Raw genomic sequence first — 21,481 nt, 5'->3', positions numbered from 1 at the left:
AGAGACGGCGCGGCCCATCGAAGCTTGGATCGCCTTATCGACCTTGGCCTGTTCCCAGGCGCGGGCGGTGTCGCGGGCGGCGGTTCGATGTGCGCGCGTTACGCGGTCAGTCGATTGGGAAGTGACGCGCTGCATGCGGCGCATCGCTTCCTCGAACTTTATGATGTCGGCTTCGAAACGGGTAGTAAGGGTGTCTAATCTGGCCACCGACTATTTAGCCGGAGGCCGAATAGGGCCGGTTCAGCCCCCGTATTGTTCGATTGCCGCCATTAGATCGGCTTCCGTCGGCGGTGCGGTTTTCTCATCCACCCCCTGAGCCTTGGCCCAACCGCTGCTGAGGCAACGGAACTCCCAAAGGCTCATTTCTTTGATTTGCTGGGGCGTATAGTTCGCGGCTCCGGCGAACTGGAAATAGGAACTCCAACGGACGAGTTCTCTTCTGTCGGCTCCGGCACTGTCGCCGGAGCCTGAGGCTCCCCCTCGATGGGGTCATCCTCAACCCCGGCTAGCGCCGCATAGAGGGCCATCAGGGCGACCGTCTGATATTGGATGAGATAGCCCTCGCGGACGTTTCGCGTCACGAGGTCGAAGGCTTCCTTCTGACCCAGGCCCCCGCCGATCAGCGCGAGCCGGATGGTCTCAGTGATGTCGCCGATGCGCCAATCACCGGATTGCAGTCGGCCTAGAATGGCGGAGGGGCCGCTATCGAGCTTCTCCTGCAACTGGATGAGTTCGCCAATGCGAAGGCGGAGATCGAAATAGCCCTCGCCGACGAAGCAATGAACCTTCGCCGAACGAGGGCTGATTTCGGGCTGATGATCGAACATCAGGCGGTGGCGGCGTAGGTCAGCGCCCCGGCTTGTTCGAGCGTGATCTGGCATTCAGCCGACTTCACGCGCTCAGCGTCGATCTGGAATCCGGTCAGAACGAACGGACCCGTGATGGTGAAGCCGCCCGATGCGCCCGCGCCGGTCTTGGTGACCTTTACATTCTTGACTTCGCCGCTCAGCGACCAAGCCACCCACTCGTTGAGAGCCGGGCCATGGATGAGCCCGGAACCGTCTACCTTCAGATCAGTGGAGCGAACGCGGCGAACGGTCTGAGCCGGAGCCGACTGATCGGAAATATCGACGAGTTCGTCGCTCTCGACGTTGGTAGAAAAGTTTATGCTGCGCTTGGTGTTGATAAGGGCGGGATGAGCGAAAACTTCGGTCTCCGCACCGTCGCCAATCTGGATTAGGAAGGTTTCACCAAGAACGTTCTGAATAGTTGCCATATATAATACTCCGAATGGGGCTTCGGAGTATTTATCTTTGCGGCCTCGGCAGCCGGTCTCAGGCGAGGGGTTGCACGAGGTATTCGAACGTGAGCACGGCGTGCTCTGTCAGGCCGTCCGGGTCGGTGAAATAGCGGCTGCCGGTGAAGCGAGCCTCCGCCATGGCGAAGCTGTCTAGACTGAGGGCCTGATCGAGCGCGGCGCGGACGGCGGACGTGATCGTCTTCAGTTCGGGTTTGCCTACGGCGCGGCTGTAGACGTGAACCGTCACATCACACTCGGTGAAGTCGGCCCCCAGGTCATAGGCTTCGCTGAAGCTGTCATTGCCAATCTGCACGAATGGGAACGTCACCGGGGTAGGCACCCGGTCATAGACGCGCCCAGCGCAGACCCCCGCCCCCTTGAGGGCGACGACCACGGCCTTCTGAAGGGCGTAGGCGGGCTCGCTCACTTCGGGCCGTCCTTGAGGGCCTTGCGGACCTCTCTGGCGATGCGCGAGCGGTGCCGCTTTCGCACCACTTTCACGGCGGGATAGAAAACCGGCTGGGCCGGAACGTGCGAGCCGTCCGGGGCCATGTGGCCGAACTCAAGAGGGGCCGCGTATGGGGCTTCCTCCGACCCCATGACGACATCTATCGACAGGTCTGAGCGGCCCGGCTCAGCGCGAACCGTGTCGCGGATATGCGGCGCATCGGGATGAGTGGCGACGTTGCGCTGGATGAGGCTGACCGCCTCGTCGGTGCTCTTTTCGAGGGCCTGGCGCGCCGCCGTTCTTACGTGATCCGGCAAGGCGTCGATGCGCCGCTGAAACTCCGCCAAGCCCTTCCATGTGCTGCCGGAGGCCATCAGTCGGCCCCTCCGGCTTCAGCCAGGATGGTGATGAACCGGCCTCGTTCGTCGAGGCATCCCGCCCACTTGATGTTGAACGACCGCCCTGACCGTTCATCGACGAGACGGTCAGCCGGGCCGATGGCATTGGTGGCGGAAGTCGCTCGAACCGTGATGTCGAACGCGGATAGGCCAGCTAGGCGGCCCGCCTGAACTCCCTCACCGCCCTTGGTGGGAGCGATGCGAGCCGGAATGCCGGTCGCCTGGGGAGCCCACGCCGCGACCTCATTGCCCATATCGTCAGGCGCGGCTGAGCGGCGTTCAATGCGAACGCGCTCTCTCAGGGCTCCGGCTGACGGTGGGAGATAGGCCATCGCCAGTATTTATCTGGCTTGGCCATTTCCCTACTTCGAGCAATGGCTAAGGTGCGCGACGAAGAAGGCCATCGCTGTCGGAGAAGCGCGGTGCTCAATGATGTTACCCGGATCAAGTTCGAGTGGGAGCCAGGGCGGCCCCAGTTGCTCGCCTTGCAGGAAGTGGTGCGCCTCACCGAGTCGATGGAGAGCCTCTATATTCTGGCCTGTGACGATCAGTTCGGGAAAGGTGAGCACCACGCACTGATGTATTTGGTGACCAGCCCAAAGCGTGGCTCCATTGAACTCACCTTTGCTGTCGATGTTGCCGTGCATCTCACCAATAGAATGGGGTCGCTTGGGATCGACTGGGAGATGGCGGGCGGAGCCGCTGGCATCGGCGCGTTTGTGTGGCAGGTCGTGTTTGGCAAACCATTCTGGGAATTACTGCCCCTGAAGGGCGGCAGGCGGCCCCGCCCTGATGATCTGCCCATCGATGTTTTGTTCAGTTTCGACAAAATTACACCGAAGACCGAACAAGCTGCTATTCGCTTGCTCAAAACGGCAAGGGATATGGGGGCACAGCGGATTTCCATCACTGTGCGAGACCAGCCATCTCTCGAATTACCATTAGATCGCATCCCTCCAAGCCCCGGTTTCAGATCAGTGCGCGCAAAACCCACATTTGGTGCGTCGATACGGACTGAAGGTGACCCGCGACTCTCAAAGGCTAAGCGGAATAGCCTGAGGAAGAGACGGCGCTCTAGCCCACCGGCAGCGCCCGATACCGGCTCAGGATAGCCTCAACCCCCATCGGCACCTCGGACAGGGCCACGGCGGCGGTCGCCTCACGGTTCTCATAGAGGTGGCCGACCAGCATCAACGCGGCATGTTTAAGGTCGGCTGGCACGTCTGAGGCATCACCGTATCCGGTCGTGAAGGTCACCTTGACCGACCCAGGCGCTAGCCGCGCCGCTGGCCAGGAAGCTTGATAGGCAGGCCAGACCTTCCCTGGCTGAACGTCAGCGTCGAAGGCGTAGGCAGCGAGGGTGCGGCTCTCACCGGCCTCATCGGTATAGGTGATCGCCTCGACCGCCTGAACCGGGCTAAGCGGCAGCGTGATCGGCCCGGCTGGAAAGCCATCCAGGGAGAGCCGCCACGTTTGAGTTAGCGGCGCGAGCCCGCATCCATTCGGCCCTTCAATGAAGGCGGTGGCCGTCGAGATCAGGCCATCGATCAGCGCGTCATCCTCATCATGGGTCACGCGTAGCTGAGCCTTGGCCTCAGCGGTCGTCAGGAGCGGCTCAGCCGGGGCTTCGACGCGGGTTAGTCTGTTCCACATGCCGGTATTTATCCGGTAGGGTTCAGGCCATGGACCGGGGGGAAGCCAAACTGAAGGTCGGCGCGATTTGCGCGCTCTTCGGCCTGGGCGTTCTATCGACGTGCGCAAGGGACGCGCCTAGCACCAGCCAGGACTTTGGGTTCACTGCCCAAGAAAGGCAGGCTGCAAACTTCGGCTTCACGCCTGAAAGGGAGAGCCCTCGCCTTCCGCCCATTGCTGAGACGCAAGCGGACCGACCCCGCCTTCAGCCCTTGCCTGAAAGCCGCCGCCTTCAGATTGAACGCGCGCGAAGCCTCCCCGCGCTCTGCGCTGAGAACGGCTCCTGCTATGGCGATATCAGCGAGGCCACCGGCAGGCCGAAGACCGTCGCGGTCGCGGGCTATTACCGCAGCGATGGCACCTATGTGCGCGGCCACTATCGCAGCCGCCCTTCCTCTTAGCGAGCAAGCAAAAGGCCCCGGCGTGAACCGGGGCCTCTCAGGTCAAGCGGCGACATCACTTCTCTGGGTTTTATTGCTTGACCTTCTTTGGTGCGCGGCGAGCGGTGGCCGTCTCGAAGGCTGCCTCAGACGTAGCCGTCTCGAAGGCGGTATCCGTCACAGGCACCGCTAGACCGGCCTCGCACAGGCGAACGGCCTCATCGCCTTCGATGACGGTGCCGATCTCGCGGACGAGATCAGCACCCACCATGCAAACGATCAGCCGGGCCTTCATTAGGAGGCCGCCTGGGTCAGAGCCTTGACCGCGCGGGCATCCATCAGTTCGCCGTCGTAGCGGGCGAAGCCGATGAAGCCGACTTGGCCGTAGTCGGCGTAGCGTTCGGTGAGACGCACGATCTCGAACGGCAGCACCTGCCGCACGTAGTAGCGGCTGAAGTCGCCGAAGAGCACCGACTTAGTGCCCGCGCCAATCGCGGCCATATCGGAGTTCACATAGAACTTGTGGCCGAGGATGGTGGCGGCTTCACCGGCAACGAGGCCGGGCTGCCAGATGTAGCGGCCTTCAGAGTCCTTCAGCTTACGAAGGGCGTTGAGGGTCGAATCCGCGAACATGAAGGAGGCGCGGCCACGATAGGCCGGGTCAACCGAATGGATGAGATCGATCAGTTCGTCAGCCGCGATGGCGGAAGTCGAAGCGGCGGTCTTGCCGTTGGCGGCAGCGGTGACAATCCCGTTCGGGTCGCCGGAGCCGTCGCCGGTCGTCATCACCTCGTTGATAATGCGCCCCATGCGTTCCGCCATTGCGGCGGTGACGATGGCCGACACGTCGAAGGATGCGTCTTGCAGCAATTCCTTCGAAACCAGGACGGCACCGGTCGTGTATTTGTAAGCATCGAGCGCCTTGGTGCCGAAGGCGACGGAGGCCGACGAGACCTGGGTATTCTCACCAATCTTCGACCCCTTGTTCGAGGTGTCGTCGAGGGTCGGGAAGTTGATGGGAGCGCCGGTAGCGGTGCGAACGTAAGAAACCACGCCATCGTTGTTGAGCGGACCGTAAGCCTTCATGCCCACGATGAGTTCGTTGGCCAGGATGGTCGGAACGAGGTAGCCGCCTTCAGAGGCGGTGCCGACGGATTGGGCGCGAAGCTCCTGGGTGTCGCCGGACTTCAGATAGGTGCGGAAGGCATCGGCTTGACGCTCTTCCAGGCTCTTTGACCCGCGAGCCTCGACGGAGCGATCTTCGACAGGGCGGCGGACATCCGCCGCTTCCCAGGCCGCTTCGCGGGCTTCGAGGTCTTCAATGCGCTTGGCGCGAGCCTCTAGGGCATCCGCCTCAGCGATCATCTTGTCGAAAGTGGCCTCGACCTCAGCGGCGTTCGAGTTGTCTTCCTTGATCTCGTTGAGCTTCGCACGGGCCTCGTGCGCGATCTTCTGCGCCTTTGCGCGAAGTTCAGTTACATTCATTCCAATAACTCCAATCAGACCGGGAGTGGTCGTCTCGGAGTTATTTATCTTTGCGGGTCCGTTACTCGCCGCGATTGATCTTGTATTCAGCGAACCGCTTGAGTAGACGCGTGCGTAGTTCTTGGAACTCTTTTGTCTGATCGGCGCGAACCTTCGGCTCCGGCTTCGATTCCGCTGATCGCCACTCATCAAGCGACCTCAGGGCCGCCGATGTGTCGGGATAGGCGGGGCTGATGACCGGGCTGACCTCAAAAAGGTCAACGTCAACTAGGGTGCGAAGCGGGAGCCCGTCTTCACCTTCGGTCCATTCGTCATGCCGAACGGAGAAGCCGAAGCTCATGCGGAGTTCGCCGTCGCGGGCCGCGTCCAGTTGGGCCGGGGTCATCCGGGCCACGTCGAGGGAGAACCTCAGGCCCTTTTCATCGGCCTCCAGGCTTAGCTTTCCGCCGCCCGTCGAACCCAACGGCTGCGAGCTATCGTGCGCCCAGAGCGCGAAGATGTTCGACTCGCCTTCGGCGGCAGCCTTGAGGGAGCGGGTAAAGGCGGTTGGCGCGACCCGTTCGATGAAACCGCCCAGGTTCACGGATGGGCTATCGAAGACGCTGGCGTAACCGGTCAGGGTTCGGGCTTCGCCCTCCCCCTGGGTCTCGCGGACCTCAACGTCGGTGAGTTCGAACGAACGGATTTCTTTGGTCATGCCCCTATTTATCTGAGGGCTCATTGAACCAGCGCAGCCACGGCCAGTATCGCGCGCCTTTGGCTAAGTTGAGGTCGGCACGCATGGCGATGAGGTTGTCTTGGTGGTGTAATCCTCCGCGCGACAACGGAACGATATGGTCAACGTGCCAAGGATGGCCGGTCAGTTCGGTCATCCTTTGAGCTTGTCGGTATATCGCCGTGATGGCCGCCAAGTCCGCGTTCGGCGGCGTGGCCCTCCGCCGCGCTTTTCGGCCCGACCGTCCGGTTGCCTTGGCCTCCAACGTGCAACACGCGCGGCAGAGGTATTGCCGCGCCGCTCGCCGCCCTTCGGTGAGGTATTCCCCAAGAATGAGTTGAATGCCGCATTGCCGACAGGGGCGATCCACCGCCTTGCGCCGAACCTTTTGGCGATACGCGCGACGAGCGTCCGCGCTGTCATAGCGAGCCCGCTTCTCCGCTTCGCACGGTCGGCAGAGGTAAACCCCTACTCGCGCCGCACTAAGATTCCAGTTTGCTTCGAGCGTCAGAGCGTCCGCACAAGCCCTACAAGAGCGGCCTGTCGTCTTTTCCTCAAACGTCTTCGTCTTTCTCTTTCCCGATAGCGGGTATCCCTTCGGCATCACTCTCCTGTTTCATTGCGCCAACTGTATTTAGTTTTACAGTCGCGCCCTGGATAAGCAGATCGTCGCCGCCCTCCTTGGCCGGGCGGTTCTCGATGGCTCTGGCTTCGTTCGGGGTGAGCACCGCCGCGTTCACGGCCTGGGCATAGGCGGTCATGCGGGTGGCGAGGTCGCCGCGAAGCATGCCGTCTAGGTTGAATTCGACGAAGTTGGTGCGGTTCTTGTCGCTGAAAAGCTTGGCGTTTAGCTCTTGCTCGATCAGTTCGAGCCACGGCGTGAGCGTGTGTTTGACGAAGGCGAGGTCTTGTTGCTCCGTATTGGAGTAGGTGCCCGTCGAGAGGTCTTGCAGGAAGGCCGGGGGAATGTTGAAGACCCGAGCAACCTCGGTGATCTGGAACTTCCGAAGCTCCAACATCTGAGCCTTCATGGGCTCGAACCCGATCGGCTTCAGGTCGTAGCCTGTCGGCGTGATGAGCACGTTCCGCTTTTCGTCGCGGGTTGCCTTCAAGGCCGCTGCGATATCGCCAGAGGCGCGCGCCGCCGCCTGAGGCGACATCGTGGGGCCGTTCAGCGCGAGTGGCGGGATGCCGCCATTCTCGAACATGATGCTGGCGTAGCGTTCGGCGGCGATGGCTAGGCCGATGGCGTTGCGGTTTCGGTCGAGTGGATTGACGTGACTGATGCCATCCGCGCCCGGCATCCAAACGAGATCGATGATCTCACCGGCACCGTATTCGACCGTGCGCCCGTCGTGTCGGCGATAGCGGTAGACGCGGCGGCCATCGCGCACCTCGATAGCCATGCGCGAGCTATCGAGGGGCCATAGGTTGGTGACCCGCCCGTGGCCGCCGCGCTCGATGAAGGTGAAGGCACGGCCCGTCAGCAGCAGCCGGGTGACGAGCCACTTCCTCCACGCGAAGCTGGTGAGGTAGTCGCTGTTGACCTGATCGTGGACGATGCGGTCTAGCGGGTCGGCTTCCGCCCGCTGACGGCCTTCAGGTGAACGCTTGTAGAGATGAAGGGGCAGGCTCGCGATGGAGCCAGCGATGACATTGACGGCGGTCCATACGGCGGGAACGCCCAGGGCCGCGTCTTCCGTCACCAGTTCACCGGAGAAGGCCGCGCCGCCGCCAAAGAGCGACCGCCACGCCGACGCATCGGTCAGCGAGATTGACGGATTTTCGAGAGAGCGGTCTTCTCTGGGCTGGGGGCTGCCGAAAATGCTGCCAAGGAAACTCATGGCAGTATTTAGCTGAGCGGGTCAGGCGGGCCGCCGAATAGATCAGCCAACGGGGGGCACGGTCATGGGAGAAGTGCGGCAAGCGCGCTGGAAACGCTACCGTGAGCCGGTAGTGTTTGTGGCTGAGATTTCCGCCCTTATGAGCGGCGTGGCCTTCTTTTTCTCCGCCGTGGCGAACAGCATCATATTCATGTATTGGGGGGTCCCATACCTACAGGTAGCAAGTCCATCAGATGTCCTGATGGGCGGAATTCAACTACTTTGCTTATTGTCATTTTTCTCCGCGTCGATTGCCGTAGGGAGATGGATGTCAGGTCGATTGAAGTCCGACTGGCCAGTTGCCACACTAATGTTACTCACTTTAATCATCCCATTAGTCATAATTAGGTTCCGCCTGTTCCATCACACGCATTATACGCTTGTATTGTTTGGGCTTGGCGCGATAGCCATGTTCGGTGCTGGATTTGCCTTTCTCAAAAAATCGGAGACTACTCGCACTCCAAAGCTAAGATTATTTGCCGCATGCCTCACTGGCTTTATGTTGCTGGGCCTATCATTCACCCTGGTGATGGACAGGGGATACGTGGGGGACCAAGGGCAAATGATTGTAGGTGATGAGTCTTGTGATGTTTTGTGGATTGGGAGTCAGAATGTGCTGGTGGAGTGCGATAGTGGCCGCGCTATCGTTCGAAGTGAGGAGTTTCGGATTATTTTCACGCCACCTGAATCGAGAACTCAGGGTCTTCCCACGGACTCACCGCAACAGCCGTCTGCCGGTCCCGTGCCTTCAGCCCCAGCGCCATAGCCAAGGCCACTGCACCGTCGATGCGGAAGCGGCTCTTCGCCTTGTCGAGTTTCCGGTTCCCTGCCGCGTCTGAAACCGCGAGCGCATTCATCACACAGAACGTCAGCAGCGGATGGCCGTCATGTTGGAGGTCACCCTCAAGGACGGCATGCTCGAACGCGTCGATGGCCGGAGCCATATCTCCGAAGCCCTGCCCCCAGCGGACGAGACGGAGCCCCGCGCCTTCGCCCTCCTGGGCCTCTAGGCCGATAGCGTCGAGACAACGGAGGAACTCGTCTATTCGCCACCGGTCATAGGCGAGGCCGCGCACGTCATACCGGCCAACGAGATCGGCGACACGCAACGCCACGGCCTGGGGATCAATAGAGCGGCCCTCAGGTGCAAAGAGAAGGTTGTTGGCCGCGAAGAGATCATACCGAACGCGGTCGCGCGTGGTGTGTTCGTCGAGATAGTCGCCCGGCTTCCAAAACCACGCCTTGACCCGGCTGCCGTCGAGGGCGGACACCGCCACCAGGGCTGTTAGGTCGGTGCGAACCGACATATCGAGGCCCAGGTAGATTGGCTCGCCGGGCTCGAACTCGAACGATGCTTCGCACGCCTTCCAATCCGCCGCTGTGATGAGGCTAGCGTGCTGGCTGACCCGCTGGTTCAGGTAGAGAAGGCGGAAGTTCTGCTCTGCCGTCGGGAGCGCCTTGGCTTCCTTGGCGAGAGTCCTGATTTCGTGAATGTCGCGAAAGTCACCCAATGCCGGATTGGCCGCGCGCCAAGCCTCTTCATCGAGAAGGTCGCAACCCTCCGGAGCCGCATAGAGATGGCAGACAGTCGTTGGGTCTTTGCCCGAAAGCCCGAAGTCGATGAGTTCGGACATGACGCTAGACGGGTCATTCGACTGAGTGGAGATGGCTAGAAAGAGGGGCTCGGCCCTCGCGCCTTGGGAGGTCCGAAGAGTGTCGTAGAGTTCGCGGTTTTTGGATTGAGCTAGCTCATCGTAGACAACGAGCGATGCGTTCAGGCCGTGCTTAGTGCCCGCGTCCGCCGACAAGGCGCGAAACTTCGAGCCCGCCGCCTTCACGTCCGACCGCTTTACGAAGACGGTCTTCGTGGACGGCACGACAGTTAGGTATTCGCGAAGCCCCGGCGATAGGTCGATGAACTTCCGAACAACGTCGAAAACGAAACCTGCTTGCTCGCGGTCATTGGCGGCGGAATAGATTTGGCCCCGGTATTCGGCCTCCGGACCGATCAAATGGGCAAGGATGATGGCGGCGGCGATCTCCGTCTTGCCGTTCTTGCGAGCCACACTGAAAACGGCGCGGCGGGTTCTCCGTTTGCCGGGGCGCTCAGGGTCGATTGGCTCGTAAATGTCGCGGATGAACTTCCGCTGCCATTCGCGAAGCTTGAAAGGCACGCCCGGTGCGAGGCTGAGCTTCTCAATGAAGTCGATGACCCGCTGGGCGCGCCCGGCATTCCGGGCCACCTCCGCCACGGGTCACTGGATGAGACCGCCGAACTCGTCAGGGGTCTCATCGGGGGCTTGGAGTTGAAGGCTCGACCGGGCGGCGGGGTCGAGGCCAAGGCGCGCGCCGATCGCAGTGATAAGGCGGGCCTGATCGGATTTGATTTTCACCCACGGGCTGACCGTGAGTTGGCCAGTCGATCCTGTCGTCACCGCGCCCTGAGCGGCCACTTCAGCCGTGGCGCGGCGATGCAAGGCGACGGCCTCACAATAGGCGGCGAGCAAGCCTTCGTCGGCGACCGTGTAAACGCCTTCCGGCATCGAGCCGATCAGTCGCTTCCAGGCCGCTAGGGCATCCCGGCTTAGGGTTTTGGGTGCGACCGCGCCACCGGTCGGCTTGGGTTCGCGGCGGTTGATGGGTCGCTTACCGGGGTTTCCGGCCAGTTCTTTCAGGCGTGTCGGCGTGGGGGGTCTTCCTCCTGGCATGCCTGTATTTATGCTTGAGACAAAGGAGGCGCGGGTTTGACCCGCGCCTCCTACCGTCCAGAGAGAAACAACAAACTCTCGTAAGCAACACCGGAGCGATATGGGAGATAGTCGCCCCGGCAGTTCTATTTATACATCAGCCGCATCTTCCGCGTCATTATTCTCGAACTTACCGTCGAGCCACCCCGAACTTATGAGGCAGCCATAGAACTCGCCGTGGGCTGTTTCATCGGCAAGGGTCACCTTCAGCGTTTCGTCGAGGTGGCACCGCGCCTGAGGGGCGGCCTCTGCGACCCAGGCCAGGAACGGTTCAAGCTCCGGCTCATCGAGACGGAAGGTCCAAATGAAAGGTGCGCGGCCTGGGATCGTAGTCAGCATCCGGCCTCCGCTTGAAGCCGTTGACAGGCGATCTCGAAATATTCGGGATCACGCTCGATGCCGATGAAGCTCAATCCCTCTTTGAGGGCGGCGATGCCGGTGCTGCCCGAGCCCATAAACGGGTCAAGGACGGTGCCTCCAGGGGGCGTGACCAACCGGCAGAGATAGGCCATCAACGCGGTCGGCTTCACGGTGGGGTGAAGGTTCCCGTCGCCACGGTCCTTTCGGCTCGCCTTAGCGCAATAGAAGAAGCGGGCGGCTGATCCTGAGTCGCCAATGCGGAAACCGCGCCCCCCTGGGGATAGCGGCACGGGGCCACGAGATGGCGAGTTGGCCTTATCTAGGTTGAGCGTTTGAGCCCCAGCAGAGTGCATGCCTACCCGCGCCGATTGGGTCTCTAATTCCGCCATCACCTCATCCGACCCGTCATGGATGACGTTCGCGGGCCAGCGACCGCCATGGATAGGTTGGCCGCGACGTGCGTTCAGGAACCCGCCGACGCTGCATGTCTCAGACTTGCGGGCCGACCGCGCCTTCCGTGTCCCTCCGGCCTTCCCAACCCGGCAGCCGTCGATATTGAGCGCACCTACCCCGTGCTCTCGCATGTTGGCAGCGACGGTCGCCTTGAACGGCTTTCGCGCGAGGCAGATTGGTTCGTGGGCTGGTTTGAGGGCGGTGCCCCACCCCTGCCACTCGCCGTCCAGGTTCCGGCTCTTGGGGAAGCCTGAGCCATAGAGCCACATGATCTGATCTCTGATGTCGAAGCCCGCGTCTTCAATCTCGACCACGCCCCGGTGATACGTCCGGCTGGCGAAGAAGCTCACGAGGTGGCCGCCCGGCTTGAGCGCACTGAAGGCATGCCGCCAAAGGTCGGCTTGAGGGACTTCATAGTCCCACGCCTGCCCCATGAAGCTCAGGCCGTAGGGCGGGTCAGTGACGACTGCGTCGATGCCGCTCAGGCCGGGTAGAATGTCTTTGCTATCGGCGAGATAAAGGGTCGCCCTCCCTATGGTTTCACATCGCACCTATTATTTAGGCAAGGTGCGAAGTCATCGTCTTTCTAGTGCGATGAACGGCTCCACAGCGGGCGACGGTCAAACTCTTCTGAGTGACTTTCTCACATTGAGAGATAGACTTTCACGCGAGAGTCGGCCAAAAAGCGAACGGGCGGCCCGGAGACCGCCCGCCCGCCTTCCTCAACAAGAGGGTGGGTCGCCAAATGCAGGGGCTCCACCCCCTGCCTGGCTCCCCACTCTGACGCATCTGCATCAGAGTTCTCCTTTCATCTAACGGGCGTGACAGCGCCCGGAGATTGACCACGGAGGCCCTCGGCTCGCGCCGGGGGCCTTTTGCCAGACGATGACTCGCCAGGCACCTCCAGAGCTAGACTGACCCAATGGGGCAGGCAAGACCTTTTTTTCAAGATATCCAGTAGAAAATGTATGCAAACTGCATCCGGTCGTGCGCTACGCACGATTGATAGTGCCCGTCGCATAGATGCGAGTGGTGGTCGGCACCACCTTTCACTACACCGGAGGTTCGCAGGTTGCGAACTTGAGTAGGATTTTTCCTACGCAGAATGCGAAGCGGATTTCGATGACCGCGTTTTGAGCGTCGGTTTCTCCCGACTGCGATCTGAAAGCTTCATATTTCGATGCTCATATCTGAGCGCGTAATCCAAGCAGTGAATTCGTCGGCTTCGGAAATGACTTCGCGGAATGCGTTCGCGAACGGCGTTCGCGTCGAGTTCGGAAATGACTTCGCGAACGCGGTTCGCGCACGGCGTGCGCGAGCGCCGCCCCCATCCATAAATAAAGATCCGATGGCCGAAGGGCCGATCACCAAAATGGGGCTGAGATATGCGGGATTTTGCGTCGTATCCCGCGCCGGTCAGCAGGCCGCGAGGCGGTGGTCTTCGACCCACCCCCTCTATGCATTCCTATTTATCATCCAGCTTGCAGCAGCATGACGACCACGGTCGCTACGCCAATGGGGACACCGATAGCCGCTGCATACATTGCATAACGTTGGAGCTTGATCGTTAGCTGCCGCTCCTTCAGCGCCAGCCATTCTTGCACGCAAGGCTTCTCCCTCGCGCTCCAATGCCCAGCCAGGAGTGAGGCGCGAACCTTCTCTGGCCCGATAAGGGCTAAGTGATCTCGAATGCGATCCTGCCGCATTGTCTTACGTCCAAGGGGTTCGGGCAAGCCTGCCCATTAAGCTTCGAGCAAATTCCAACACCAGGGCGGCTCGTCGCCCCAAACGCCCACCATACGTAACCATAACGTTCGATGTGCCTGACGGTTTACAACGCGCGCATGGTTCGGAGGCTTGCTGGGGTTCATCACCCAAACATTACACCCGCTCGCAGAGAGGGTGGGTTCAATGGATTAAACGAGTCTAATTCGTGCACTTGAGTGCAACGGTGACGCTCAATCCCAGCAGGGTAAGGGCGATCAGGGCTCGATGAGCCCACACCTGGGCTTCGCCGCTGAGCCTGAACGCGACGAAATAGGTGCATAGCCAGAGCGCGGCCACGATCAGAACGGCAGCTTGCAATGCCATCTCGACACCCCTTGATGCCGCAGCTTAGCCGTTAGAGGCTGGTGGTATGTCCGAACCCCTTTACCGCACAATATTGGCACGACTCACTGCGATCCGCATGAGCCAGTGGCTCGAACTCGTGGGCATCGTGGGTGCGTTTTCATTCATCGGTAGCTCCTTGGTTGGGAGCTTCGTCTTCGCCCGCTGGGGCCTATCGTTCACAGCCGTAGCCAGTCCGGACGATATAATCACTAGCGGCATCACCTATTTCTCATCTTATCTTATCGCGCTTTCACTAGCGACGATCCTAGCGCTCGCTCAGCACGTCGGTAGCGACATCGCTATAAAGATCACGCGCTGGAAATGGGCGTTCGTGATTTGGCAGACACTACTTCTTGTTGCTGTGGTGTATATTCTCTCAAGGGCAAATGCCGCAGGTCCGATTTTATACACTTTTGCAGTATGTGTCCCATTCCTCGGAATCATGATGGACTATACATTTTTCGGCTCTCATCAGCGCGCACCAAAGATAGCCCGGCCCATGATGTTGACTGCGCTGATCGGCGCGGGCTTGGCGACTCTGGCCGCACCCGCCGTGATCTACGTTGCTGATGGCTTTTTGCCTCGGCCTTCCTACATCGACGCTCAGCCCAACTGCCCTCGCGCCAGGGTGATGTGGATTGGCTCTGAGAACCTCGTGGCGCGGTGCGACCCTGATCGCTTCATCATCATGCGGCGCGAGAACTTCGACATCGTGGTGGATCGTATACGATAACACTTGCGGCGGAGCCGCGCGGGCGTATTTTTCGCTTCGCAGGGGAATTATTCGCCTGACGCGCGAATAATTCGTTTTTTTGGTGCGCGGGAAAGGCGAACTAACTTTACAATACGGTTAATATGCACTTCATGGTCTGTCACCTGAGGTGACACATGGGCTTCTACCAACCCCACGACCCCCAACGCTTCTTCGACCGGCTTGGCACGGCTTATGTGCAGCGAGCCATCGTTCGAGGTGAGTTCAAAGGCGATCTGCTGGCACGAGCCAACACGTGGCTAGCGTTCCGCACCCGGCAGCTTGATGCCCTCCGCACCCGCTACCTCGCCTGGGGAGCCGCTGCCATCGGAGCGGGCGCAACGATCATTGGGGCCGTCATGGGCGGATGACGGCCCGGCAATGAGACCGCTAAGCTTCTTCGAGATCGAAATAGAGTTCGCACACCTCCGCCGGGGCCGTAGCTGATAGGATGGCGAGCGCCTCATCCGGCGTGAGCTTGTAAATAGTATTCCATCGATCAGCCGCTAGGAACCAGTTGCCGTTAGGAGTTCTGTATAATGTAGGGTGGCCATTTATATGCAAAAACTCGGGGGGTGTTCTGCCTAGAATGTCCTTGAGGCGATCCATTGTTTCCCATCTGAATTTGATAGCTGTCTCGGTGTCATAAATCTTGCCGTCGATGACTTTTCGCATTTGCGTTCCTCCGGGCGTGAGTGTGCGTGGGTTAGCACTATTGGACGACCCACAGATCAACGAAATGTCATACTTCTTCGTTTCGTCAACAACAATCATTTTTACTTGACCACTTTCATTTTTTACTTGACGACGACCCTCTCAGAAGCCCGCTGAGGGGCCTCTCGCTCGAAGCGGGTGTCGGAGAGCGGGTTTTCAGCCGATGGCCCTCAGCGGCCCGGAAAATGGCCTTAGCGGCGATTTGCGGGGTGGTGGGGGTCCAGCGGGTAGCCCTGGAGATCGGCGGCACAGTCATAGCCGCCGCGCTCGATGCGTTGCTTGGCCGCGTTGTGATGGGTCGCACAAAGGCTCTGCAAGTCACCGAACCAAAACAGGTCCGGGTCGCCTCGATGCTCGATCACATGGTCGGCGACCGTGGCCTGAACGATCTCACCGACTTCGAGGCAAAAGCGGCAAAGAGGTTCGCGCGTCAGTTGCTCCCTCCGCCGCTCCCGCCATCGAGCGGTCCCATACAGCTTCCGATAGGCACGGGCCTCAGCCGACCGATTATCGCGTCGGCGGCTCATCAGAGAGTTGGTTGGAGAAACGGAGCTTAAAGCGGGCCGCATCGGTGTCGCGGCGGAAGGTCACCCGATGGTGGCCGGGGCGAACGTCGATGTTGCAACCGCCAAGACGGTTCGCCTCGAAGCCGACGTGCACGGTGACCAACTCGTAGGTCGCATCGCCCAGCGCATTGTCGTTGAGCCAATCTATGACGCCGCCGACGTTAGAGCGGACATAATAGGTCCAAGGCCCCTCGCTCATCGCTTCAGCCCCGCCCGGATGGCCAGCGCGCCTAGGCCCCACGCCAAGGCCGCCACGGCGCTGCCGAAGATCGCCATCACCCAAAGGCTAGCCTCGACGAACCCCGAGGCCGGTATCTCGATGAGAAGGGCCGCCGCGATCAGCAGCAGGTTGCCCACAAAGATCGCCAGAAGGCCGCCACCGATGTCTTTGGCGCGCTCATTGAGGGTCATGACGACCCTCCAGGCGAGCGGCCCTACGCCGGGCAAAGCTTGCTCGCACCCTAGCGGCCTGCGCCTCGCGGTTGGCTTGCTGCCATAGTCGCACACGTGGCCCCATGATGGCCCGGTGGCAGCCCTTACAAATATAATTGCAACCTTTGGCCTGCGACTCGTAGTGGTTTAAACCCACAACGAGTTCCGCGCCGCACTTCCTGCACATCTTCATGTGCGTATTTATGCTTTGGACAAATATATCGACGCGGCAAAGCGCCATCTTGCATAAATATTATTGCGAGAGGCGGTCGGGGGGTCATGTCCCCGACTTCGGTGATTACAGCCCCACCCAGCCTCTCGCGCTCCATTTGGGCTGAGGGCTATTCAATGATCCATCCACTCAACGACCCCGCATTCCGGGAGCTACTCGAAGACCGCATCATCCGAATGCAGCTACGGGAGGTGCTCGACCAATATGACGCTGCATCCCCCGCATGGGAGCCGCGCTTCGCCGGTATCCCTCCGACCGGCGACCTTCGCCTGCTCCAGGTGACGCTTTGGGATAATAGCCTGACGAAGAAGCTGAAGCCGACCCAGAACCGGTATGGCCTGACCATCGAGTTCTTCGCTGAGCCCATCCCCGATCAGGGCTTCACCCTGAAGAAGCTCGCTAAGAACAAGGTCAACGTCGCCCTATGGACGAATGACCAATTCAAGCGCCGCCTGAAGCGTATGCGGGTCAAGGCTGAGGCCGAAACCTGGAAGGCGGATATGGAGGCGATGCGGGAAGATGCTGAGGGAACGGACTTCCTATTCGGGCCGGTCCAATCCGCCAGGGGCTATCGGCCACATCAGATGGTAATCCTCGACATCGAGGCGGGAAGCCCACGTCAGTTCATCCTGGCCACGCACACCGCCCATGCGCCGCTCGCGCTGAAAGGGTGGACCGACCGGCTCGTGAATGGCGACCCGTTGGTGGCCGGGGCCGTGGCTCAACTCCGCTACGCCGCCGTTCCGTTCGCCGCTGGCAAGTGGGCCTCTTAGTTCGACGGCGGCATCATCGATGCTGCACGCTTAGTAACTATGTATGTAAGAAGTATTCCAGTTATAAACTTTAGTTACTAAGCGTGCAACGTCTCCGGCCTTCGGCCTTCGACGCGCAATCCCTTATAACTAAAGCGACTCATGTCGCGAAGAAGAAAGTGATCGCCTCTGTCGAGGCGCAAGAATGACTGGATATGCGCGCTTAGCTAAGCGTGCAACGCGGACTTAGCGCGATATCGGAAAATGACCCATTGGTCACATCTCGCTTCGCTCGACTAACACGCCTTCGGCCTGCGGCCTCGACGTGAACTAAAAGGGGCTGTCGCCTCTCGATACAAAAGAGAAAAGAGAAATGGGGGAAAAGAAAAAGCGCGCCGCCGGGTAAACGCCGGACAGAACCCGATTTGGACCGCGCATAAATAAGGAAGAGCGGGAACGAAACCCGCCAATGGGAGCACCACATGCATATCGCAGTCACACCTGAACCCCGACTTGAGGGGCCGCTGACGATCCTGGAGTTCGAGGCTCCAAAGGCGGTCATGGAGGAAATCGTGGAATGGCTCGATGAGGCGGCGGGGCGCTACGAGCTAGAGCGGGTCAGCGCCCCAGCCGGAACCTGCAAGTCGCCGCACGAAATCCTCACCCGGCTCTTCGAGGGCGTTCATCGCTACCGGCTCAGCCTGCCCAGCCTGCCCATCGCGGTGATGTTCAAGCTCAGGTGGTCGGAGTGGGTGACGGCGGTCGAGGCCGCACCGCTCGACTGAGACGCTGCAAGGGGGCTGGGTTGAAGGAACGGCGAAGCTTCTTACATAACTGGGCATGACATACGCCGTGCGTTTCAAGGCTACTCCAGAACAGCTAGCCGAGGTCCGCGCCCTTCGCGAAACCCTCAAGCTCAAGAAGCCGCGAGAGTTCGCCGAGCGGCTGAATCCAGGGCAGCCGAACCCTGAGTGGGCCTACACCTTCGAGTTCACCGACGTGAATCAGGCGACTTTTTTCGGCTTGGCGGTCGCGCCTCGCGTTACGCGGCTCGACTAGGCCCCGTCCGCCGAAGGTCCATACGTCCCCTTGCGGGTCTTCATTTGCACCCAGCGGCGGAATCCATAGTTGGCCGTGGCCGCGACCTGAGCCCCCAGGGCCGCCGCAAGCTCTGCCGACGAAGGGTTCTTGATCGCCATGAAGATGGTCAGGCACAGGGTCGCCCACATCGAGAGCTTCGAGATCGACAGGACGGGGTAGCCGACATCCGGCTCCAAGATGTTGAGCAACCGGCATAGGAAGCGGAGGGCGGCGAGTAAGCGGCGGGGCATGCCGTATTTAGCCGGTGCCTCTGTGACCGCTTCAGTCGATCATTTCGCTCAGGTTCAGTTCCGGGCCAAAGATGGCGGCGGAGTTTGCGAGGAACTCGTCGATGGCCTTGAGCGCGTCGTCCTTCTTCGCCTGCGCCGTGGCCAGTTCGGGCTCACGGCCCTTTCGTTCGGCTTGCTTGATCTCGCGCCACATTTCCCTATCGGCCTTCTCAAGCTCGCGGCCCGCGCGCTGAAGGGCTGAAAGTCGGTCATATATCTTCGAGCTAAAGAGGTGACGTGATCTCGCTACTCCGTCGCGGAACCGTCGCGCCGTGGCCGCTTCTTCAGGCCCTAAGGGATCATCGATATGGACCCGTTTAAAGCGGCGCGGTGGTCGGCCCTCCATGACGGTGGCGATCAGCCAGTCGTTGGTGGCATCCTCGATCTCAACCCGCCTTTCATAGAGCGACGCTCTGATCTTCAGGGCTTCGAGGTTGGCGAGCCTTGCCTGAAGTTCAATCTGCCGCGTAGCGATTTCGACTTGGCGGCGGCCAACATACAGAGCCGCGCCAACCGCCAGAACACCGCTCAAAAGAATGGCGGCGGCTTCCCATGTTGGCGGAGCCAGTTCCCATTCCATCCGTAACCCCTGGACCCTCATCCCGAGCTTACCCCGGCAAGGGCGCTTCAGAAACATTTTGTGATAGTCCTGGGGATAAGAAATTTCGAAGAAAAATATTCACAGTGACAGTGGGTTACAGGAGACCCATCATACCGGCAGCGGCTGTCATCAAGTTGTCACATAAGTGTCTCTCTAGAGTGGCGAAGGTCGCCATTGAATAATTCCTCTTCCCCCTACGGAACCAGCAAAAGTCTTTATGCTGAGGAATCCGTAGTGTTTGGTCGTGGCCCCAAAAAGGATCGGTCGCACCTCTCTATCGAGTGGGATGGGGCGCAAGCCGATGCCCAATCGCTTGTGGCGGTGCGAGAAATTGTTATCGCGCTGCGGTTTCTGGTCAGAAACCTCACGTGGTTTGCTGGGGTCGTTTTTATCGGCTTGATCGCGCTCAACCTCGTTTCATGATGCGAGGTATGCGGTTCGCCCTATCAGCCCTCGCACTTGGGTTCATCGCCATAGCCGGTGCGGCGCATGCCGACCCCTGTGAGGCTCCCCTTCCAAGTCCAGGTCAGACCTTCAGCGGCCCGGTCAGATACGTAGGTGACGGCGATATGGTCTGTGTCGAGGTCAGCGGTCGCTCGAACGGCGCAACTTGGGTCGAAGTCCGCCTTGCCGATTTCAACGCCCCTGAACTGAGCGAGCCTACCGGCCCCCAGGCCCGCGATACTCTCCGCCGCCTCGTGATGGGCCGCCAAGTCGCCTGTCTCGCAGGCCGCCGCTCCTATGACCGCGTTGTCGCCACCTGCCGCCTGAACGGAGCAACTCTGGGCTCGATGATGCGCCGCGCCGGGGTCCGCGAGGGCGGTCGCTAGCCGGTCAAGCCGCAGACGGCTTCTTCAGTAGCAGCGGAAGACCGGCAAGAAGGTGGCTGTAAAACACCAAGCTCCCGCATCCAAACATCACCTTCCCGAGGGTTGATCTGACTGAACCTCCCCAGGGGGCAATCATCCGGTATGCGTCCCCATCGAGGCGCGATGCTAACTCACCCAACGACATATAGATGCCGACGGAGATGCCTCCGGCACCGAAGAACGCGAGGCCAAATAGGATCATGAGCGGCCCGTGCACTTTGGCATATGCCTCTGGATGGGCGTAAGCCAACCATGCCATGCCCGTCAGTAGGGGAACGCCGAAGCCGACGATGTAGGTTTCCATACAGGGCCGCCAAAGTTGAGCTTCCAAGGCTAAGCTGAATCCCCTAGCGCGCAAGGGCGCTAGGCACGTGTGTAAGGCCGCCGATCCTTCGGCACCTCATCCCGAACGCTGACCGCCATCGCGCCACCGCACCGGCAGCGGGCCTGAGACCTCACGTCATCGACTGTCGCGGATGCGCCGAAGATCGCGGCGGACTCTTTTCCCGTGGCCCAGGTCTCGACCCAACACCCCAAGCATCGCAGCATCAGCCCGCCGGGCAGAAAAGCGACGAATGGCGAGGCTCCGTCTTCGCTGTCAGCTAGGGCCACCCAAGGCTTTCGGCGATTGCAGGCGCGGCAACGGAGTTTCGAGCGAAGGACAGAGAAATCGGTCTCACCGCCGAACCGCTTTACGGCTTGGGCTGGCGTGAAATGGACGGTGTGGCCGCACTGACAGGCCACGGCGAGCGCGCGCTTAAGCTGAACCGTGTCCCCAATCCGCATGGTTCGGAGTCATCGCATGTGTTCTATCTTTGTTCCACCCGAGAACCGGTCCACCGTGACGCGATACCAGCGCGCGCCGATCTGCCTGTTGTAGAATGCAGCAGACCCGTCCGGCAGCACCGCCGCGAGAACGTCGCGCCGCCAAAGCTCTCGCTCTTCCGCGAAGTCCGTTTCGGCCCGCGTTGCGTGAAGTGAGAGAATTCGCCGCTCGAAGGCAGCCTTCCCGAAACGCTTGAGGTCCAAAGCGAGGGCCTCGCTCGATCCCCAATAAATGCGCCAATTCGACTCGACCGTCCGCCCGTTGCGTCGGGCCTGGAGATACTTCCGACCGATATATGCGCGCCCCGTGGCGCGGTGCCGGATTTCATAGATGAAACCAGCAAACTCGCTGATGCGGGTCTCGTCGAACTCCAACGGGAATACCCAGTCTGTCAC

Annotated in this window: 33 protein-coding genes; 7 read left to right on the top strand and 26 right to left on the bottom strand. The window is 60.5% G+C overall.

Going from position 1 to position 21,481, the window contains the following annotated elements; translation table 11 throughout:
- The first annotated feature begins 24 nt into the window (after positions 1–24).
- Positions 25–198, top strand: coding sequence for a hypothetical protein (locus Q0812_RS10355; protein ID WP_302110259.1), 174 nt, complete (start codon positions 25–27; stop codon positions 196–198).
- Positions 199–359: 161 nt separating this feature from the next.
- Here Q0812_RS10355 and Q0812_RS10350 read toward each other — a convergent pair whose 3' ends face one another.
- Genes Q0812_RS10350 through Q0812_RS10330 form a run of 5 tightly spaced genes read right to left on the bottom strand, consistent with a single transcriptional unit; the run spans position 360 to position 2,478 of the window.
- Positions 360–827, bottom strand: a complete 468-nt coding sequence (locus tag Q0812_RS10350) for a gene transfer agent family protein (protein ID WP_302110258.1) — start codon at positions 825–827, stop codon at positions 360–362.
- The gene (locus tag Q0812_RS10345; protein WP_302110257.1) at positions 827–1,276 is read right to left on the bottom strand and encodes a phage tail tube protein; all 450 of its coding nucleotides are present in this window, start codon (positions 1,274–1,276) and stop codon (positions 827–829) included. Before Q0812_RS10345 ends, Q0812_RS10350 begins: the two co-directional genes overlap by 1 nt.
- Positions 1,277–1,334: 58 nt before the next feature.
- A complete protein-coding gene (locus Q0812_RS10340) occupies positions 1,335–1,727 on the bottom strand; it encodes a DUF3168 domain-containing protein (protein WP_302110256.1) in 393 nt (130 codons plus the stop codon).
- Positions 1,724–2,122 (bottom strand): HK97-gp10 family putative phage morphogenesis protein, encoded by a 399-nt coding sequence (locus Q0812_RS10335; RefSeq protein WP_302110255.1) that lies wholly within the window; start codon positions 2,120–2,122, stop codon positions 1,724–1,726. The genes Q0812_RS10340 and Q0812_RS10335 overlap by 4 nt, the downstream gene beginning before the upstream one ends.
- Positions 2,122–2,478 carry a head-tail adaptor protein gene (locus tag Q0812_RS10330; RefSeq protein WP_302110254.1) on the bottom strand — a complete coding sequence of 119 codons (357 nt, stop codon included), beginning with the start codon at positions 2,476–2,478 and terminating at the stop codon, positions 2,122–2,124. The genes Q0812_RS10335 and Q0812_RS10330 overlap by 1 nt, the downstream gene beginning before the upstream one ends.
- A gap of 18 nt (positions 2,479–2,496) precedes the next feature.
- On the opposite strand from Q0812_RS10330, the gene Q0812_RS10325 reads away from it, so the two are divergent.
- A complete protein-coding gene (locus Q0812_RS10325) occupies positions 2,497–3,258 on the top strand; it encodes a hypothetical protein (RefSeq protein WP_302110253.1) in 762 nt (253 codons plus the stop codon).
- Here Q0812_RS10325 and Q0812_RS10320 read toward each other — a convergent pair.
- The 12 genes from Q0812_RS10320 to Q0812_RS10265 form a co-directional block, all read right to left on the bottom strand.
- Complete coding sequence (locus Q0812_RS10320; RefSeq protein WP_302110252.1) at positions 3,221–3,799, bottom strand: head-tail connector protein; 579 nt, start codon at positions 3,797–3,799, stop codon at positions 3,221–3,223. The two genes, Q0812_RS10325 and Q0812_RS10320, sit on opposite strands and share 38 nt — an antisense overlap.
- 510 nt (positions 3,800–4,309) lie before the next feature.
- The gene (locus tag Q0812_RS10315) at positions 4,310–4,513 is read right to left on the bottom strand and encodes a hypothetical protein (protein WP_302110251.1); all 204 of its coding nucleotides are present in this window, start codon (positions 4,511–4,513) and stop codon (positions 4,310–4,312) included.
- The gene (locus Q0812_RS10310) at positions 4,513–5,703 is read right to left on the bottom strand and encodes a phage major capsid protein (RefSeq protein ID WP_302110250.1); all 1,191 of its coding nucleotides are present in this window, start codon (positions 5,701–5,703) and stop codon (positions 4,513–4,515) included. The genes Q0812_RS10315 and Q0812_RS10310 overlap by 1 nt, the downstream gene beginning before the upstream one ends.
- A gap of 61 nt (positions 5,704–5,764) precedes the next feature.
- The gene (locus Q0812_RS10305; protein WP_302110249.1) at positions 5,765–6,400 is read right to left on the bottom strand and encodes an HK97 family phage prohead protease; all 636 of its coding nucleotides are present in this window, start codon (positions 6,398–6,400) and stop codon (positions 5,765–5,767) included.
- A gap of 4 nt (positions 6,401–6,404) precedes the next feature.
- On the bottom strand, positions 6,405–6,575 hold the full coding sequence (locus tag Q0812_RS10300; RefSeq protein WP_302110248.1) for an HNH endonuclease: 171 nt from the start codon (positions 6,573–6,575) through the stop codon (positions 6,405–6,407).
- 397 nt (positions 6,576–6,972) lie between these two features.
- Entirely contained in the window at positions 6,973–8,262 is a 1,290-nt protein-coding gene (locus tag Q0812_RS10295) for a phage portal protein (RefSeq protein WP_302110247.1), read from the bottom strand.
- A 713-nt stretch (positions 8,263–8,975) separates the two neighbouring features.
- Positions 8,976–10,553, bottom strand: a complete 1,578-nt coding sequence (locus tag Q0812_RS10290) for a terminase large subunit (RefSeq protein ID WP_302110246.1) — start codon at positions 10,551–10,553, stop codon at positions 8,976–8,978.
- A gap of 3 nt (positions 10,554–10,556) precedes the next feature.
- A complete protein-coding gene (locus Q0812_RS10285; protein WP_302110245.1) occupies positions 10,557–11,009 on the bottom strand; it encodes a phage terminase small subunit P27 family in 453 nt (150 codons plus the stop codon).
- Positions 11,010–11,138: 129 nt separating this feature from the next.
- On the bottom strand, positions 11,139–11,387 hold the full coding sequence (locus Q0812_RS10280; protein WP_302110244.1) for a hypothetical protein: 249 nt from the start codon (positions 11,385–11,387) through the stop codon (positions 11,139–11,141).
- Positions 11,381–12,412 (bottom strand): DNA-methyltransferase, encoded by a 1,032-nt coding sequence (locus Q0812_RS10275; RefSeq protein ID WP_302110243.1) that lies wholly within the window; start codon positions 12,410–12,412, stop codon positions 11,381–11,383. The genes Q0812_RS10280 and Q0812_RS10275 overlap by 7 nt, the downstream gene beginning before the upstream one ends.
- Before the next feature lie 921 nt (positions 12,413–13,333).
- Positions 13,334–13,465, bottom strand: a complete 132-nt coding sequence (locus Q0812_RS10270) for a hypothetical protein (protein ID WP_302110242.1) — start codon at positions 13,463–13,465, stop codon at positions 13,334–13,336.
- 322 nt (positions 13,466–13,787) lie between these two features.
- The gene (locus Q0812_RS10265; protein ID WP_302110241.1) at positions 13,788–13,952 is read right to left on the bottom strand and encodes a hypothetical protein; all 165 of its coding nucleotides are present in this window, start codon (positions 13,950–13,952) and stop codon (positions 13,788–13,790) included.
- Positions 13,953–13,998: 46 nt separating this feature from the next.
- On the opposite strand from Q0812_RS10265, the gene Q0812_RS10260 reads away from it, so the two are divergent.
- Entirely contained in the window at positions 13,999–14,706 is a 708-nt protein-coding gene (locus Q0812_RS10260; RefSeq protein ID WP_302110240.1) for a hypothetical protein, read from the top strand.
- A 155-nt stretch (positions 14,707–14,861) separates the two neighbouring features.
- Positions 14,862–15,095, top strand: coding sequence for a hypothetical protein (locus Q0812_RS10255; RefSeq protein WP_302110239.1), 234 nt, complete (start codon positions 14,862–14,864; stop codon positions 15,093–15,095).
- A 19-nt stretch (positions 15,096–15,114) separates the two neighbouring features.
- Here the strand turns inward: Q0812_RS10255 and Q0812_RS10250 are convergent, their stop codons facing one another.
- From Q0812_RS10250 to Q0812_RS10235, 4 genes are all read right to left on the bottom strand, one after another.
- Positions 15,115–15,399 carry a hypothetical protein gene (locus Q0812_RS10250; RefSeq protein WP_302110238.1) on the bottom strand — a complete coding sequence of 95 codons (285 nt, stop codon included), beginning with the start codon at positions 15,397–15,399 and terminating at the stop codon, positions 15,115–15,117.
- A gap of 230 nt (positions 15,400–15,629) precedes the next feature.
- Positions 15,630–15,965, bottom strand: coding sequence for a hypothetical protein (locus tag Q0812_RS10245; RefSeq protein WP_302110237.1), 336 nt, complete (start codon positions 15,963–15,965; stop codon positions 15,630–15,632).
- Positions 15,946–16,203 (bottom strand): hypothetical protein, encoded by a 258-nt coding sequence (locus Q0812_RS10240; protein WP_302110236.1) that lies wholly within the window; start codon positions 16,201–16,203, stop codon positions 15,946–15,948. Before Q0812_RS10240 ends, Q0812_RS10245 begins: the two co-directional genes overlap by 20 nt.
- Positions 16,200–16,415: a hypothetical protein gene (locus Q0812_RS10235; RefSeq protein ID WP_302110235.1), complete on the bottom strand. Its 216-nt coding sequence runs from the start codon at positions 16,413–16,415 to the stop codon at positions 16,200–16,202. The genes Q0812_RS10240 and Q0812_RS10235 overlap by 4 nt, the downstream gene beginning before the upstream one ends.
- 369 nt (positions 16,416–16,784) lie before the next feature.
- On the opposite strand from Q0812_RS10235, the gene Q0812_RS10230 reads away from it, so the two are divergent.
- The 3 genes from Q0812_RS10230 to Q0812_RS10220 all read left to right on the top strand — a co-directional run bounded on the left by Q0812_RS10230 (position 16,785) and on the right by Q0812_RS10220 (position 18,479).
- Complete coding sequence (locus Q0812_RS10230; protein WP_302110234.1) at positions 16,785–17,441, top strand: hypothetical protein; 657 nt, start codon at positions 16,785–16,787, stop codon at positions 17,439–17,441.
- Positions 17,442–17,902: 461 nt separating this feature from the next.
- Positions 17,903–18,205 (top strand): hypothetical protein, encoded by a 303-nt coding sequence (locus Q0812_RS10225; protein WP_302110233.1) that lies wholly within the window; start codon positions 17,903–17,905, stop codon positions 18,203–18,205.
- A gap of 55 nt (positions 18,206–18,260) precedes the next feature.
- Positions 18,261–18,479, top strand: a complete 219-nt coding sequence (locus tag Q0812_RS10220) for a hypothetical protein (RefSeq protein ID WP_302110232.1) — start codon at positions 18,261–18,263, stop codon at positions 18,477–18,479.
- Here the strand turns inward: Q0812_RS10220 and Q0812_RS10215 are convergent.
- The 5 genes from Q0812_RS10215 to Q0812_RS10195 form a co-directional block, all read right to left on the bottom strand.
- The gene (locus Q0812_RS10215) at positions 18,476–18,751 is read right to left on the bottom strand and encodes a hypothetical protein (RefSeq protein WP_302110231.1); all 276 of its coding nucleotides are present in this window, start codon (positions 18,749–18,751) and stop codon (positions 18,476–18,478) included. The two genes, Q0812_RS10220 and Q0812_RS10215, sit on opposite strands and share 4 nt — an antisense overlap.
- Before the next feature lie 31 nt (positions 18,752–18,782).
- Positions 18,783–19,370: a hypothetical protein gene (locus Q0812_RS10210; protein WP_302110230.1), complete on the bottom strand. Its 588-nt coding sequence runs from the start codon at positions 19,368–19,370 to the stop codon at positions 18,783–18,785.
- A gap of 467 nt (positions 19,371–19,837) precedes the next feature.
- Positions 19,838–20,104 (bottom strand): hypothetical protein, encoded by a 267-nt coding sequence (locus Q0812_RS10205; protein ID WP_302110229.1) that lies wholly within the window; start codon positions 20,102–20,104, stop codon positions 19,838–19,840.
- Between the two features lie 121 nt (positions 20,105–20,225).
- Positions 20,226–20,564: a hypothetical protein gene (locus Q0812_RS10200; protein ID WP_302110228.1), complete on the bottom strand. Its 339-nt coding sequence runs from the start codon at positions 20,562–20,564 to the stop codon at positions 20,226–20,228.
- A gap of 491 nt (positions 20,565–21,055) precedes the next feature.
- Positions 21,056–21,460: a hypothetical protein gene (locus tag Q0812_RS10195; protein WP_302110227.1), complete on the bottom strand. Its 405-nt coding sequence runs from the start codon at positions 21,458–21,460 to the stop codon at positions 21,056–21,058.
- Positions 21,461–21,481 lie beyond the last annotated feature (21 nt).

Source organism: Peiella sedimenti (assembly GCF_030504955.1).
Classification (GTDB): Bacteria; Pseudomonadota; Alphaproteobacteria; order Caulobacterales; family Caulobacteraceae; genus Brevundimonas; species Brevundimonas sedimenti.
The sequence above is the reverse complement of the archived record's forward strand: the minus strand, read 5'-3'. Positions and strand labels throughout refer to the sequence as shown.